The organism is Ohtaekwangia sp. (assembly GCF_036786105.1).
GTDB lineage: Bacteria > Bacteroidota > Bacteroidia > Cytophagales > Cyclobacteriaceae > Ohtaekwangia.
This window is the reverse complement of sequence record NZ_DAIQRQ010000059.1, coordinates 1-15059: the sequence shown is the minus strand read 5'-3', so window position 1 is coordinate 15059 and position 15059 is coordinate 1. Positions and strand designations below refer to the sequence as shown.

Sequence of the window (15059 nt, the reverse complement as noted above, 5' to 3'; positions counted from 1 at the left end):
ATCTTTTCAATTTCAATGGCAATTGCCTGCGCCTCGAACATGCCTATAATAATGGGTAGCCTTCTGTTCCCTTCCGTTTCCCCGAGTACGAGTGCAAACGACCCTGTGGTTGACTGACTGGACGACAAGCCTAATATTTCAAGTTTGATTTTTTTCACGCTGCTATCTCTCTTCTGCGTTTGTAATACAACTTACACAAATCACCTGACTACGCATTGCTTCGCTACAATTATTTTGCGGCTTTTAAAGCAGCCGTCAGTTTAGGGACAACGTCAAAAGCATCTCCTACGATTCCGTAATCAGCAGCCTTAAAAAATGGTGCATCGGCATCTTTATTAATCACAACAATGTATTTTGAAGAGTTTACACCTGCCAGATGCTGAATTGCCCCCGAAATTCCCACAGCAATATAAAGCTGGGGAGCCACTTTCACACCTGTCTGGCCCACGTGTTCGTGGTGAGGTCTCCATCCCATATCCGATACCGGCTTACTGCAGCCCGTTGCTGCATGCAATGTTTTGGCAAGTTCTTCCAGAATGCCCCAGTGTTCAGGACCTTTCATACCGCGGCCTCCGGATACAACAATGTTTGCTTCCGGCAACAATACTTCTCCGGTAGCCTTTTCAGACGAGAGTATCTTCACCGCGAAGTCTGCGTCTGATAATGAAACGGTATACGGTGTAACCGAAACAGTGCTGCCTACTTCTTTTGCTTCCGCTGCATTCTTCTTGAGGGCAATCACTTTCTTAGCCTTCTGCAAGGCTACGTTGGCAAATGCTTTACCGGTATAAATGCTGCGCTTTACTACAAAGCCCGCAGAAGTATCAGGCAGTTCAGTAACATTGGTCGCGAGGCTCGCTCCTATTTTAGCGGCCACGCGTGCTGCTACCGGTGTACCCAGCGATGAGTTTGCCAGCACGAGTATATCTGCACCTTCATCCTGCAGTGCTTTCTCTAATACAGCAGCGTATGCCTGGATGATTCCCTGGTTCAGTTTGTCATCGGCTGCGTGCAGTACTTTTTGTGCTCCGTATTTTCCAAGAGCTTCGAGCTCTGCTTTATCAACAGTACCGAGTGCTATAGCAGTTACCGGGCCGCCCATGGCATGTGCGTATGAAACAGCTTCCAGTGATGTTTTCTTTATTTGTCCTTCTGCGCTTTCAACAAAAACGAGTATTGACATGTGCTTGGTTGTTTAAAATGGATGGATCGGTTGATCGGATTACAGTACTTTCGCCTCATTCTTTAATAATGTAACAAGCTCGGCTACATTATCGGCTGATATCATTTTAACAGCACCTTTGGGCGGTGGCAATTCAAACTTCTGAAGTTTAACACCACTGTCTACTGCTTTAGGTTCTACTACTTTCAACGGCTTGGTGCGTGCAGACATGATACCGCGCATGTTGGGTATCTTCCACTCTGCTATAGGTTCCTGGCATCCGGCCACGAAAGGAAGATTTACTTCCAGCGATTCTTTACCACCTTCGATCTCGCGCGCAAGTTTCGCTTGGGTGTCTTCTATATCCAGTTTCATTACGGGTGATACAGAGGGTATACCCAGCATCTCACCTACTATACCATGCACTACTCCACTATTATAGTCGATGGACTCGCGCCCCATGAGAATAAGATCATAGCCTACCGATTTGGCATGCTCTGCGATCTGCGCGGCAACAAAGAATGAATCGGTTGGTTCCGCATTCACACGTATAGCATCGTCTGCTCCAATCGCCAACGCTTTGCGAATGGTAGGTTCAGTATCAGCAGTACCAACATTAAGCACCGTTACTGTTGTGCCGGCATTGGCCTCTTTGATCTCGATAGCGCGGGCCAATGCATAATCATCGTACGGGCCGATGATGAACTGGACACCAGCAGGATCAAACTTGGTATTGTTATCAGTAAAATTGATTTTGGATGTGGTATCCGGAACGTGGGTTATACAAACTAAAATCTTCATCTCGCTCTAAATCAATAAGTTCGAAAGTGGTTTTTGGAAACAGGGCTCAAGATACAAAAAACCGGATACCCAATACTAAAATTTTGAAATTTCAGAACACCGTCATGTTATCATCGTGAAGACAACCTCTAAAAAATTATATGCCCGTATACCAACAACAGGTATGGTAATAATATTTATGTTTAAGCGCTGATAGAAGGTAGCAAATATACCATGAACCGACTTGACCAACTCCGGCAATTTATGAACGATGATCCGGATGATCCTTTCAACCGCTATGCCCTTGCACTGGAATATATAAAGTCTGATACCACGCAAGCTGCAGCGTTGTTTGATGAGCTGATGCAAAAACATCCCGACTACCTGCCTACATATTATCATGCCGGTAATCTCTTCGAAGCACTGGGCAACCGCGATAAAGCCATTGATATACTTCAAAAAGGAATTACGCTGGCGCAACAACAACGGGAGTTCAAAGCCCTGCGCGAGTTGCAATCCGTGTTGAGTGAGCTGCTATATGATTAAATAGCCCGCCGGAGATTAACGGTTATCCGTTACAGGTTAACCGTTATTCGTGGGTGCACTCTCATGAATAGCGTTTTTTTGTTTCCCACAGAATTCACAGATTGGCACGGATTAATGCAAAAATCCCAGAATTAAGAAGAACGCTATCGATTACCAGTTAATCGTAATACATATTGAACATTGAACATCGAACAAGGAATATCGATTAACGAATGCCGAAGTAAAGGCAAACTCTAACACACACCTCTGGTTGCTGGCAGGTCGTAGCCAGAAGCCAATTAACAGCTATCTCAAAATCGAGATTCGCTTCATCACCACCTGATCCTCCCAATGAATGCGCAATATATATATACCAGCAGCCAATGACGTAACGTCAATTGATTGGGATGGAGATTTTTTGGAAAACGACAAGTCGACTGTCAGCAGCAATTGGCCTTTGGTGGAGATGAACTGCGCTTCACAAGAGGTGATCTCTGCTGTACTGAATGGTTTTATTGAAACTATATTTTCTGTTACGGGATTCGGATATACTGCCATCGGATTCTCGCGCAGCGACTTCAACAACGACTCAACCGTTTCATAATTAGGGATGCCGTAACCCAGCAAATTGTCGGGCGACTTTGCCTGCGATCCGGAAGCGCGAATCACATTCAGTACTTCTTTATTGGTAAGCGATGGATAGTGCTGCCAGACACCTGTTACCAAACTCGTAATGATTGGTGCGGACAGCGATGTTCCGGAGACTGTACCAATAGAACCATTGGTAAGTATAACAACCGTATTAAAGCCCATCGCCGCAACATCAGGCTTTATAACACCCTTTATACCGGGACCTTTCGAACTGAAAGCAACGCGCGCTCCTGCGCTGGTAACCGCGGCTACGGCAAGTACGTCAACAGCGTCTGCCGGTGTGGTGATGATCTGCCAGGCTGAAGCACCTTCGTTTCCGGCACTGCATACAATCACAATACCTCTGTCGGCCGCCCATTGTGCGGCATGTGCCGCTACCGTTGTCTTGCCGTCCATGGCAGACTTGGGGTAATCCATCGAAGCATCATCAAATGTATTATAGCCTAGCGATGAACTGATTACATCTACTCCGGCACTATCGGCACGCTCGGCTGCAAAGAGCCAGTTATATTCCTCAATGCGATACTCCGTGCTTACATCTTCGGTAACGTATAGCTGATAGTCTGCCTTGTATGCGCCACCGGTAAATGTACCTTCCTGATACGCCGCGATCACTGAAAATACTTCAGCTCCATGCTCATCGTATTGAAATATATCTTTGGTATTATATACAAAGTCGTGCGATACCTGCAGGTCGATTCTGCTCTCCGAAAAGATCGGCTGAAAGGGAGCATTTACATCTACACCTTCAAAGCCGCTGTCAAAAATGCCGATGATCATGCCTTCGCCCCGAAATCCCGCAGTATGCATCTGGTCTATACCCACCATGTGAAGCTGTGGTGTGGTAACATCCTGCGATGTACGGGAGGTCTCCTGGCTTGCCTCCACCCTGCCGCCACCGAGCAGCTTAGCGCCCGGAGCTACCAGTTCGGTATGATCTACAAACGGCAATGCCTGCACGGTGGTGATCAGCGATGCATCGCATTGAATCAGTACACCGTTATACCAGCGTGTTCTGTAGTATACATTGGCCCCGGTTTCACGCACAGCTTGTACGTATTCTTCATCGACCGGTAAATCCTGTTCGGTAATTTCTATACCTTGCTGCACTCTGCGATCGATAGCACGCTGAGAAAGAAATGCCGAAGGATTGGTAATAGAATAGGATGTGCCTGCTTTGTCTGTAAAGAAAACCATATACCGGTTTACCTGTGCGAACGATATGGTTGTGATCAGCCAGCCAGTGACCATCAATACTGCCCTACTCCACACCATACATATTGATTGTCTGCTTGTAAATAACACCACTCTCTACTTGTTGTTTTCCAAGGCAATTGTCTTGCGTGCAATAATGCAGTTGCGTGGTTTCTTTGTACACCAGGCCTACCGCTGCAGCATATACTTCCTTGCGCTGATCAAGGTAAACAATATAGTCCTGGTTATCATTCTGGTTAACGATGATGCAGTCGTTGAAGGTCTTGTTGTTATAGGTTTGGGTACTTTTTACATCGGTTATTTCATACTCATCTTCACCCATGGTGTTATAAAGATTACCATTCCAGGTTGATCCTTTCGCTACCGGGAATTTCAATTCTACATACGCTATATTTTCTTCATTCATCACCACTTCGCGTGAGTTGCTTCGCACCGACCAGGTATCGATATAATTCCAGGGGTCAATGTCTGTATTGCGCCTGCTGCGGTGAATCACGAATGTGCTATCGCCCTCGGCGCTTAAAAATTTATCGATAATGGCTACTTTCAACTGATAGTTCAATGTGGTGGGCTGGCTTAATGTGTAGGTGGTTTCAGTTATATCGTATACCTGGTATGCACCCACCGATGCGGGAAAGTATTTCTTTCCGTAATCGGATGCTTTCGTATCATCGGATGAATCGCAGGATACCTGACTCGCAACGGTGACTAAAATTAAAAATCTAAGAAAATGCTTCACTGATTAACCAATTTTATTTAAATCCGCGCTCGAAATGGAACGTAAACAGCCCAAAGGTATTTTTTCCCGGGCATTAAAGCTATGGCATTAAAGACATTCGTAAAAGTAGGCAGCATAACAAATCTGAGTGATGCCCGGTATTGTGCCGGCATGGGAGTCGATTTATTGGGATTCAGGGTGGTTGCCGGACAAGACAATCACATCACTGCAAAACAATTTCAGGAGATACGCGGATGGGTTACCGGGCCCAAGATCGTTGCCGAAGTATACGGTTTAACACATGTCGATCAACTGACCGATATCATTGAAAATTACCGCCCTGATTTTCTCGAACTCGGTAAAAAAGAGCTGCAGATATTAAACGGCCATACGGCATTGCCCTTTATTCTCTCGCTCGACTCGGGCGAAACACTCAATTCGAAAGAGGCTGAACCTGCTTTTATACTGGTACGCGAACGCACCGACCTGCCACAACTTGGCAACGAACATGAAATTCTGCTCACAGTAGAATCCATCGAAAACGTTCAACGTATCGATCAGCAATATATACACGGTATAGCGCTCAGCGGCAGCGCAGAGATCAAGCCCGGGCTGAAACACTACAATGAGCTTTCGGAGATTTTGGAAATGCTGGAAGAGGAAAATTAGCTGCTAGCTTCAAGTTGCCAGACGTGTGAGCTAGAGGGTGGGTGTGCATGCTATACCTTCAGACTTTCTGTATTCCTGGCTTTTAAGTTGCAATCCTGTGAGATATTTAAGTCCGTTATCCGTTAACGCGTAACGGATAACGGTTATCCAAAAGTTACGGTTTCAGTCTCGTATACGTTTCGATGATCTCGCGCTTTACGCCGGCTTCGGGCACGTCTTCTTCTCCGCGCTGCACCAATGTATCATCTTTGACGGTTACGGTAAAATTGAAAGATTTATCTTCCCATTCACGAAGGTTACAGTATTCAAGATGTTCCGTGTACTGATCTCCCGTAAGGGTATATTTACCTCCTCCCGATATATACATGGCGGACGAATCTTTACCATGATTGAGGTCGTGGTTCAGAAAGGCAAAATGCGTTTCGTTGATGATCTTGATCATCCGCTGATTCTTCTGATAATCGGTGTGGGTGGTATCACCTTTCTGGATGGCAACACCCGAAACCAGTAGCCAGGTTCCGATCAAATTGTCAGGTGATTTTTTTTCTGCAACAGGAGCTTTACGTTCGCAGGCAACGAGTGTCATGATAACCATGGCACATATCATTTTTACATTCATAGTTGGGTTGTGATTGATTATAATTCCCCAATATAAAAAATCTGGCGAAGATTGGCTGATCCCGGTAATTTACTTTTCTTGAATTGATACCCATCAGCGTGTATCGAACCGGTAGTGGTTATCTCCAGTTCGCTGGATCAGGTTGATGCCAAGCTTCTTTTTCAGATTCTGAATGTATACATCGATCGATGTATCAAAAAGATATATTTCGGAGCCCCAGATATTTTGCAGCAGGTTTTCATGCGAGATTACTTTACTGGGATTCTGTGCAAAGAAGAAGAGTAATTCGAATTCAGGTTTGCTCAGTGTGATCTCGTCATCACCGATGTGCACGGAATTCGACTTTCGGTGAATTTTAAGATTGCCGACTTTAAGCTCTGCGATGCTTTTACGGATAACGAACTTTCTTTTAAGAACGGTAGTAACTTTATAAGTCAACGCACGAAGACCGATCACTTTCTCGATATAGTCATCGCCGCCGGTGTCAAGTGCTGCTTCGTGGTAGTAGTTTTCTGATTTTGCAGTAAGGAAGAAAATATAGGTATCTTCAAAACGCTTCATGCTGCGAAGCTCACGGCATATTTCAATACCGTTTGGATGCGGCATCATAATATCGAGTATAATCAGGTCGGGAGAAAAAGATTTGGCAACGGCTACTGCATCCTGACTTTCGTCTATCGTTTTTACGGTGTAGCCTTCCCGTTCAAGATTGTATTCAAGCAACTCCAGGATGTCTTTATCGTCATCGACCACCAATACCCTGAAATGTTTTTTATCCCCCATAACTTTTTGATTGGGGAAAATTACCTGATCCAGATTACCCGATCTTTATACGTGCATTATGAAGGAATGAATTTTTGAACGTTGCAACGGCTGCTATATTTCTTATCGAATGAACACAGAACCATTCCGGTTGAGTGCATCCGATAGCCAGTGAGGATTGATCAGTGCCATATCTGCCGGGATAGTATCAACCGAAAAAAACTTTAGCTCCTGCGTTTCACTATTGGAAAAATGCAATGCCAGCGGCTCCAATAGTCGTACTTCAAAATATGAAGTTACATATTGTACCACGCGGTCGTGGTATACATAGGTTGAGGACCCCGGCGTGGAATATATCCCTATAAATCGTACGATCTCGGCTGCTACATTCGCTTCTTCCCTGATCTCACGAAGTATAGCTTCCTGTACGGTTTCGCCAAACTCTACATGGCCTGATATAACACACCACTGGTTTACATCCTTGCGCTTTTGCAGCAGTATCTCGCCTTGTTCATTAAAGATCGCTGCAGCCACAGATGGCAATATCTGTTTCGGGCTTTCCATCCCGCTAATTTACTGTCTGCCCAGCTTTACTGCACGGCTTACTGCTTCGGCCGTGATGTTTTCATATTGAACGGAAACGCGCTTATCGGTTTCGAGCCACTCTATGATCTTTTCCAGGTTCTTCTTGCGCATTTTTTTCAACACAGGTACCCCCAATTGCTTGAGTGATGCCGCATTATAGTGCTGTTCGAGCTGCGATTTCATAGGCACTACCAGTAGTTTTTTACCGAGATACAACGCTTCGGCTGGTGTTTCAAACCCTGCACCACACAACACACCTTTTGCTGACGTCATGCTCTCAGCAAATTCATCTTTGTTTACCGGGTAAACAGAAAGTTTGCCGATGTGGTACGGTTTCTTGGCGTGCTTGGAAAATACATGCCACTTTATCTGCGGAATCTTGGCCAGCAAAGGCACCAGTTTTTTGTCATCGTATGAAGGCAGATATACTGTGTAATGATCCTTCTCTACTGCTTTACTTTCGCGCACTGCCCTGCGAATAACCGGAGTATAAATATTCTTGTCGTATTGCTCAAAGTGGAAAGAAACGTATTTATCAACCGGGGCATAGTTATGCAACACCCACTCACCTACCGGATCAATCTTCTTCGGCGTTGGCACTTTAGACGACAATAATGCTGACTGATGACTAAGTCCTACACAAGGAATTTCGCGCTTGCGGCAGGCCCAGGCTGTGATTGGCTCGAAGTCGTTGATCACCAGATCATACTTCTCTACCGGAAATTTCTTGATCTCTTTATATACTTCCTTGGAGCTGTTGTGCTTGAAGGTTCTCAGAAAATCGATGCCTCCGCTTTTTCCGAAGTAAAAACTTAGTCCTTTGGATTTATACTTTACCGCATACGGCAGCTTGATATCAGCTTGTGCTCCGCTTACAAATAAATCAAGGTCGCCATACTCCTGGAGGATCGGAACGATGTCTTCAGCGCGTGCCAGGTGTCCGTTGCCTGTACCCTGAATAGCAAATAGGATTTTCACTTCTTAACTGTTAAAAATTCATTGACAAGGTCGCGAAAAATTTCATCGTTGTCGAGCCTGTCACCTCTAAATCGCTTCGGTAATTTTACAGATTGTGCTATTTTATCTTCTGCATAACGGTAAATGCGCCATTGAGTGCCGTCATATTCGAGGCATGAGAGGTTTTCAATCCAATCGCCAGAGTTCAGGTACATCACAGAACCTTTCTCGGTTTCAATCTTTTTTATCTCCGGGTGGTGTATATGCCCACACACCACATAGTCATATCCATTATCGATCGCTATATCTGCTGCAGTCTTTTCAAAGTCGTTGATAAACTTCACTGCCGATTTCACACTATCCTTTACACGTTTGGAGAGCGATATCTTTTCTCGTCCCACGCGCGCAAGGCACCAGTTCACAAATGTGTTGATAAGAATAAGCGTATCGTAACCAATGGCTCCCAGCTTGGCCAACCACTTGGAATACTGCATGGTAACATCAAATACATCACCATGAAATATCCAGGCCCGCTGACCATTAAGCTTGAGTGTAATTTTATTATCGATGATAAAAGAGCCGAGCCGAAAACCAGCAAACTTCCGCAGCATTTCATCGTGATTACCGGTAAGGTATATCACCTTCGTGTTTTTCGCCATCAGCCCCATGATATGCTTTATCACCTGCATGTGCGACTTAGGCCAATATCGTTTGCTGAATTGCCACATGTCGATAATGTCGCCATTGAGGATCAGCTTTTTAGGCTTGATAGTCTTGAGATAACGCAGCAATTCTTCTGCATGACAGCCGTAGGTGCCCAGGTGAATGTCTGATAAAATGACGAGCTCCAGCTCCCGTTTCTTTTTCTTGCCCATGGTTAAAAATAATGATTCCCCAAGACACTAAAGCCTCTCGGGGAATCCCCAAACCTATGAAGAAGTTCTTTACACCAAAGGTAAAGGGCAATTGTGAAGAGGGATGTTTATCGTTGTTATCAAATCGTTAATAAAGTTAGCTGCGGGTTTTGAGCCATGAGCTTCGAGAAGTTACTGGCTACTAGCAGCCGGCCACTAGATGCGTGGGTGACGAGTGTGTTGATGCAATCAGCGATACCACACAACTACCAGTAGCCATTAGCTTGAAGCCAGCAGCTCTATACATGCGTCTCGCAGCTCACCGCTATCAGCTCGCAGCTATTTATTTCCCCAGCAGCTCACGCTTGCGTTCGCAGCGGCGAATGGAATCTGCCGCGGTCTCGATGCTCTTGGCATCGAATGAATTTTGTATGTGCAGGCGGAAGTAATGAATGGCATCGTCAAATTTACCCTGGGCTTCGCGCAGCAAGCCGTATTCATTGTAGACGGTGGCATAGCTTATACCGGGTACTTTAATTGCCAGTTCCAGCACTTGTTCCAACTCGGCATGTCTGCGCAGGGTCGACAAACAATAGCAGTAATTATAGTATGCGGCCGGATATTCGGGAGCAAACTTGATGGCCAGGCGATAATGCTCTTCTGCACGGTTATAGTTCTTGAACTTCGTTTCGAAAAGCCAACCAAGATGGTTATGGGCTTTGCCGAAATCCGGAGCTTCAGCAAGAATTTCTTCCAGCAAATGTGCTGCTTCACTCAGGCGTCCTTCGCTGATCATCCGGTCAGCACTGAGAAATTTTTCTTCGAGGTAAAAATTAGCAGAGTCACTCATAGCAGAAAGTTAGCATTTAAAAATGAAAACGAAGGTACTTGATTGTTTCTCCTTTGGCTGCAAACGCTTCTTCGTAACGGGTCTTGATATCAAAACATTCGGGGCGAAGTTCTGATGCATATATATCACTGGTATATTTCAGGTCAGCTATATCGGTGCGCTGTTGCGTTTCTTCCAACGTATATTCATAGAGAATGGTGTTATCGGTTTTCAATCGCACATAACCACCAGGCCTGAGCAACCGCTTATATATCTCCATAAACCGCGGACTGGTAAGTCTGCGCTTGATATCGCGCTTCGTGGGTCGCGGGTCCGGAAATGTAAGCCATATTTCGTCCAATTCTCCCGGCTCAAAGAAGTTTTCAATCATCAGAATGTGTGTGCGAAGAAAAGCCACGTTCGTGAGATTCTCTTCCACTGCCACCGTACTTCCCTTCCAGATGCGTTCTCCTTTTACATCCACACCGATGTAGTTGCGATCGGGAAAAAGCCGGCCAAGGCCCACTGAGTATTCCCCGCGGCCGCAGGCCAACTCTACGGTTATAGGGCGATCGTTTCTGAAATGTTCTTTGCGCCAGTTTCCTTTAATGGTTTTGTAGATCGGCTTGGTAGGTTCTATTACATTACCGCGTTCTTCAATAATCTTGAAGCGTTCAAGCTTGCGTTTCACTCTGTATGTTATTTCTGATTTTTAATTCTCTTAAACGATGACTATGATTATTACAGTCCTTCGATCTCGGCTACCACAAAGGTACTGCCTCCAATAAAGATCATGTCTTCTGCATGCGCGTTTGCCTTCGCTTTCGCGATCGCCTCATTTACGTTGCGCACTACCTCTCCTTTCAATCCCAAAGCATGTGCCTGTGCAGCCAGCGTGTCAGCATCCAGCGCACGCGGAATATCTGCCTGGCAAAAGTAGTAGTTCGCTTCTGTTGGCAAAAGTTTCAGCACACCCGATATGTCTTTATCTTTTACCATACCGATCACCATCAGAAGTTTATGATGCGGTGTATGCCGAATCTGCTCCACCACCTGCGCAATGCCATCCAGATTATGTCCTGTATCGCATACTACTATAGGTTTTTCATGGAGTATCTGCCAGCGGCCTTTCAATCCTGTCTGTGAGGTTACTTTCTCAAGTCCATCGAGCAGCTCTTTATCGGTAATTTTCCAGCCCTGCTGTTGCAGAATGGTTACAGCTTGCAATACGCCGGGCAGGTTCTTCTTCTGATAATGGCCTCGCAATGGCAAGGCAATACGATCGAACAATACGCTGCCATCTTTTTCTACTGTCAACGTTGCTCTTCCATTTTCTAAACGTGTTGTTACCGCATAATGATCGGAAGCGAAATTCAACGCCGCTTCTTCGGCCGCAGCCTTTGCCATAAACACATGCTCTACGGCTGGTTGTCGCTCGCTTACTACCACCGGAATTTGGTGCTTGATAATGCCTGCTTTTTCGCTGGCTATCTTTTCCAACGAATCGCCCAATATATCGGTGTGATCCCATCCTATATTGGTAATGACGGAGAGCTCGGGTGTAATAACATTCGTAGAATCCAGTCTTCCTCCCAGTCCTACTTCAATCACTGCTACGTCTACCTGTTCCATAGCAAAGTAGTCGAATGCCATGGCTACTGTAATCTCAAAGAAGGAAGGTTGTATCTTCTCAATGTATGGCTGTATGCGATTGACAAAATCAACAACAAACTGTTCGGTTATCTCTTTTCCATTGAGGCGAATGCGTTCGGTAAAGGATTTCAAATGCGGAGAAGTATAAAGCCCAGTTCTATACCCAGCCGATTGGAGTATGGAAGCTATCATGTGCGAGGTGCTTCCCTTTCCATTGGTACCTGCTATGTGGATTGACTTGAACTTGTTCTGCGGATTACCCAATGCTTCACATAGGGCCCATGTATTGGTAAGGTCTTTCTTGAATGCCACCGCCCCAATGCGCTGAAACATGGGAAGGTTATTGTATAGATAGTTTAAAGCCTCCTGGTAGGTCTTGAACATGGGCGCGAAAATAACGGAAAAGTTGGTAGGTGTTAAGTGTAGTGCGCAGTCTTCGGGTATGGATGGGACGCTTCCAGTTCTTTAACAATTTTTCAAAAAATCATTTCTTTTTAACGCAAACTGGGCTAAAAAATAACCACCTAAAACGTTTTCTGTCATTTTTATTTCAAACATAAGACCATTTAAAAGGCACTTTCCAAAAAATTATCGATTTTTGATGAACGACAACCAGAATTTTACCGCCTTATGAAGAAATCTTTAATCTTTTTGCTGCTGCTTATGGGCGTCAGCGTGCTGGCCGTGTTCATGCCAGCTTTACCTAAACAGATAGTAACGGAGGGTTTGAACGGTGGAGACATCGCCTGGATGCTGGCAGCATCTGCCCTGGTGCTGCTCATGACTCCCGGTCTTGCCTTCTTTTATGGAGGTATGATTGACATGAAAAACATTACGTATACGATGTTCCAGAGCTTTATCGCTATGGGTGTAATCGGTGTACTGTGGATTGTAGTAGGTTTCAGCCTCGCATTTGGCGATTCAATAGGCGGCATCATTGGCGATCCGCGATCATTCCTGATGTTTCAGAATGTGCTGGATGGCAAGCCGTGGGCACTCGCTCCTACCATTCCGTTGGTGCTGTTCGCATTTTTCCAATTGAAGTTCGCAATCATCACACCGGCATTGATTACCGGTACATTTGCTGAACGTGTACGCTTCAAATCGTATATCATTTTCCTGGTGCTGTTCTCTCTGTTCATCTATGCACCATTGGCTCACTGGACCTGGCACCCTGACGGTTTCCTCTTTAAAATGGGTGTGCTTGACTTTGCCGGTGGTACCGTAGTGCACATGTCAGCCGGTATAGCGGCCTTGGTCGCTTCGATCTTCCTGAAGAGCAACGAAGAAAAGAAACACATCGCTCCTGCCAATATACCTTTTGTATTGCTCGGCACCGGTCTGCTGTGGTTCGGATGGTTCGGCTTCAACGCTGGCAGTGCATTAAGTGCTAACGCCTTGGCTGCATCAGCTTTCGCTACGACTAATACAGCTTCTGCTGCGGCTGGTCTTGCGTGGATTCTGTTTGATTCTGTGCGTGGCAAAAAACCTTCTGCACTTGGTTTCTGTATCGGTGCAGTAGTAGGTCTTGTGGCCATTACACCGGCAGCCGGATTTGTAACCATTCCTTCAAGCTTATTCATCGGTACGTTTGCCAGCATCATCAGCAACGTGATGGTACACTGGAAAACAACCAAAACTTCACTGGAAGATACACTCGATGTATTCCCTTGCCACGGTGTGGGGGGTGCAGTAGGTATGGTAATGACTGGCTTGCTGGCACATACATCTGTAAACGCTGCCAACACTACGGGTAACGGTCTCTTCTTTGGCGACACTACGTTGTTCTTTGTGCACATGAAAGCACTTGCTATTGTGGTAACCTTTACGTTTGTAGGCACTGGTATTATTCTGAAAATTACAGACATGATCTCCCCGCTCACCATCAGCCAGGCCAAACGTACAGTCGAGCCTGCTTATGAAGCAGATGAAAATCTGGTAGCTGACTTAAGTCAATAAGAAATACAGAAATTCAAAAAAAGCCCTGCCAATCGCGGGGCTTTTTTTATGACGTAGTAGTTCCGCAGTTTTGCATGGCAAGCGCATAAGAATTACTTTAGCTTGTAAGATTTTGTAACATGATCATACACTCCTCCTTCCCTGACTTTGTAGTTTTTCTATACGTACACTTGTCGCAGGCCGACAGCAGTTACGATCCGGCAGAGCTAGCCGCCATCAAAGGAAAGATGGCAACACTATATCCGACCGGTACCGATATTGAGCGAAAATTATATACAGCGATTCGCGAGTATAATTCATTCGACAAAGCAAAACTGGCTGACCTGTTTCAGAAAACGGTTCAGCATTTTGGCCAGGAACAGCAATTGCACCAAAACAGACTATTCGATGCCATGCACGACATCGTCCGTGCTGACGGCAAAGTGGAGCAATCCGAAACCAGGGCGCTCGAAACACTTAAACAACTGATCGATGTATCGCGGTAGGAATTTGCCTCAGAGAGCGCTGCTCACGATACCGCTGCTGATCATTCTTTCACTGGCAGCCTGCCATAAGCCAACGCATCTTTCCAACGATGGCTATTCGTGGGAAGAAGCTCCTCCTTTGGTGTTAAGAACATCGCTGAACGATAGTCTTTCTGCGAAAGCGCTTCAGCAATTGCAGTTGACAAATACACCAGGGGTTCAGGTAAAATACAACAACAGCACATACGTAAACTACTTCGAATATAAAGCCGATCGTGAATTGCTGCTTCGTACAATTGCTTCGCTGCCATTTTCACGATATGCTATGCGGGCCGATACGGTTTGTTACCGGATACCGATGAAAGACCTCGCACTCATTCGCAAGGGTATATCGGATACTGAATATGAAGCCTCCTCTTTTTTCTGGGATGCCGATGCTAACACGTTCGATATCTACGAATGCTACAAAGCTCCCATGAAACATACACTGCTGATCAGCCGAAATTCAACCACTGTTTTACATCGAATAGAATTTGTTGGATAGAATCAGCAACGCTGATAAAATTAGAAGAGGATGCTCCTGACCGGAACATCCTCTTCTATCTTATTTCTTATTTCTTATTTCTTATTTCTTATTTCTTATTTCTTATTTCTTAT

At 45.4% G+C, this 15059-nt stretch carries 18 protein-coding genes; 5 read left to right on the top strand and 13 right to left on the bottom strand.

Translation table 11 applies throughout. From position 1 onward, the window contains the following. The 3 genes from V7Q33_RS18965 to V7Q33_RS18955 all read right to left on the bottom strand — a co-directional run. Nucleotides 1–158 (bottom strand): bifunctional nuclease domain-containing protein (locus tag V7Q33_RS18965; protein ID WP_333820874.1); only part of this gene is annotated, 158 nt, incomplete at its 3' end. Between the two features lie 71 nt (nucleotides 159–229). After that, on the bottom strand, nucleotides 230–1183 hold the full coding sequence (locus V7Q33_RS18960; protein ID WP_331976600.1) for an electron transfer flavoprotein subunit alpha/FixB family protein: 954 nt from the start codon (nucleotides 1181–1183) through the stop codon (nucleotides 230–232). A 39-nt stretch (nucleotides 1184–1222) separates the two neighbouring features. Then, complete coding sequence (locus V7Q33_RS18955) at nucleotides 1223–1963, bottom strand: electron transfer flavoprotein subunit beta/FixA family protein (RefSeq protein ID WP_331976598.1); 741 nt, start codon at nucleotides 1961–1963, stop codon at nucleotides 1223–1225. 213 nt (nucleotides 1964–2176) lie between these two features. On the opposite strand from V7Q33_RS18955, the gene V7Q33_RS18950 reads away from it, so the two are divergent. Then, nucleotides 2177–2488 (top strand): tetratricopeptide repeat protein, encoded by a 312-nt coding sequence (locus V7Q33_RS18950; RefSeq protein ID WP_331976596.1) that lies wholly within the window; start codon nucleotides 2177–2179, stop codon nucleotides 2486–2488. 285 nt (nucleotides 2489–2773) lie between these two features. Here V7Q33_RS18950 and V7Q33_RS18945 read toward each other — a convergent pair whose 3' ends face one another. Further along, the gene (locus tag V7Q33_RS18945) at nucleotides 2774–4393 is read right to left on the bottom strand and encodes a S8 family peptidase (RefSeq protein WP_333820852.1); all 1620 of its coding nucleotides are present in this window, start codon (nucleotides 4391–4393) and stop codon (nucleotides 2774–2776) included. After that, a complete protein-coding gene (locus tag V7Q33_RS18940; protein ID WP_333820850.1) occupies nucleotides 4380–5072 on the bottom strand; it encodes a hypothetical protein in 693 nt (230 codons plus the stop codon). The genes V7Q33_RS18945 and V7Q33_RS18940 overlap by 14 nt, the downstream gene beginning before the upstream one ends. A gap of 81 nt (nucleotides 5073–5153) precedes the next feature. Between V7Q33_RS18940 and V7Q33_RS18935 the strand changes: the two genes are divergently transcribed. Beyond that, a complete protein-coding gene (locus tag V7Q33_RS18935; protein ID WP_333820848.1) occupies nucleotides 5154–5720 on the top strand; it encodes a hypothetical protein in 567 nt (188 codons plus the stop codon). A 154-nt stretch (nucleotides 5721–5874) separates the two neighbouring features. Here the strand turns inward: V7Q33_RS18935 and V7Q33_RS18930 are convergent, their stop codons facing one another. The 8 genes from V7Q33_RS18930 to V7Q33_RS18895 all read right to left on the bottom strand — a co-directional run bounded on the left by V7Q33_RS18930 (nucleotide 5875) and on the right by V7Q33_RS18895 (nucleotide 12363). Next, the gene (locus V7Q33_RS18930) at nucleotides 5875–6339 is read right to left on the bottom strand and encodes a hypothetical protein (RefSeq protein WP_333820847.1); all 465 of its coding nucleotides are present in this window, start codon (nucleotides 6337–6339) and stop codon (nucleotides 5875–5877) included. Nucleotides 6340–6432: 93 nt separating this feature from the next. Then, a complete protein-coding gene (locus tag V7Q33_RS18925; RefSeq protein ID WP_331976586.1) occupies nucleotides 6433–7122 on the bottom strand; it encodes a response regulator transcription factor in 690 nt (229 codons plus the stop codon). 102 nt (nucleotides 7123–7224) lie between these two features. Further along, nucleotides 7225–7665 carry an NUDIX domain-containing protein gene (locus V7Q33_RS18920; protein ID WP_331976584.1) on the bottom strand — a complete coding sequence of 147 codons (441 nt, stop codon included), beginning with the start codon at nucleotides 7663–7665 and terminating at the stop codon, nucleotides 7225–7227. A 9-nt stretch (nucleotides 7666–7674) separates the two neighbouring features. Then, a complete protein-coding gene (locus tag V7Q33_RS18915) occupies nucleotides 7675–8664 on the bottom strand; it encodes a glycosyltransferase family protein (protein ID WP_331976583.1) in 990 nt (329 codons plus the stop codon). Then, nucleotides 8661–9518 (bottom strand): UDP-2,3-diacylglucosamine diphosphatase, encoded by an 858-nt coding sequence (locus tag V7Q33_RS18910; protein ID WP_331976581.1) that lies wholly within the window; start codon nucleotides 9516–9518, stop codon nucleotides 8661–8663. Before V7Q33_RS18910 ends, V7Q33_RS18915 begins: the two co-directional genes overlap by 4 nt. A 322-nt stretch (nucleotides 9519–9840) precedes the next feature. Further along, nucleotides 9841–10347, bottom strand: coding sequence for a tetratricopeptide repeat protein (locus tag V7Q33_RS18905; RefSeq protein WP_331976579.1), 507 nt, complete (start codon nucleotides 10345–10347; stop codon nucleotides 9841–9843). 16 nt (nucleotides 10348–10363) lie between these two features. Further along, on the bottom strand, nucleotides 10364–11017 hold the full coding sequence (trmB, locus tag V7Q33_RS18900; RefSeq protein ID WP_333820845.1) for a tRNA (guanosine(46)-N7)-methyltransferase TrmB: 654 nt from the start codon (nucleotides 11015–11017) through the stop codon (nucleotides 10364–10366). A gap of 50 nt (nucleotides 11018–11067) precedes the next feature. Next, a complete protein-coding gene (locus V7Q33_RS18895) occupies nucleotides 11068–12363 on the bottom strand; it encodes a bifunctional folylpolyglutamate synthase/dihydrofolate synthase (protein ID WP_333820844.1) in 1296 nt (431 codons plus the stop codon). A gap of 246 nt (nucleotides 12364–12609) precedes the next feature. Between V7Q33_RS18895 and V7Q33_RS18890 the strand changes: the two genes are divergently transcribed. From V7Q33_RS18890 to V7Q33_RS18880, 3 genes are all read left to right on the top strand, one after another. Then, entirely contained in the window at nucleotides 12610–13938 is a 1329-nt protein-coding gene (locus V7Q33_RS18890) for an ammonium transporter (RefSeq protein ID WP_331976573.1), read from the top strand. A 119-nt stretch (nucleotides 13939–14057) separates the two neighbouring features. Then, nucleotides 14058–14423 carry a tellurite resistance TerB family protein gene (locus tag V7Q33_RS18885; protein WP_331976571.1) on the top strand — a complete coding sequence of 122 codons (366 nt, stop codon included), beginning with the start codon at nucleotides 14058–14060 and terminating at the stop codon, nucleotides 14421–14423. A gap of 4 nt (nucleotides 14424–14427) precedes the next feature. Next, nucleotides 14428–14946, top strand: coding sequence for a hypothetical protein (locus V7Q33_RS18880; protein ID WP_333820843.1), 519 nt, complete (start codon nucleotides 14428–14430; stop codon nucleotides 14944–14946). Nucleotides 14947–15059 lie beyond the last annotated feature (113 nt).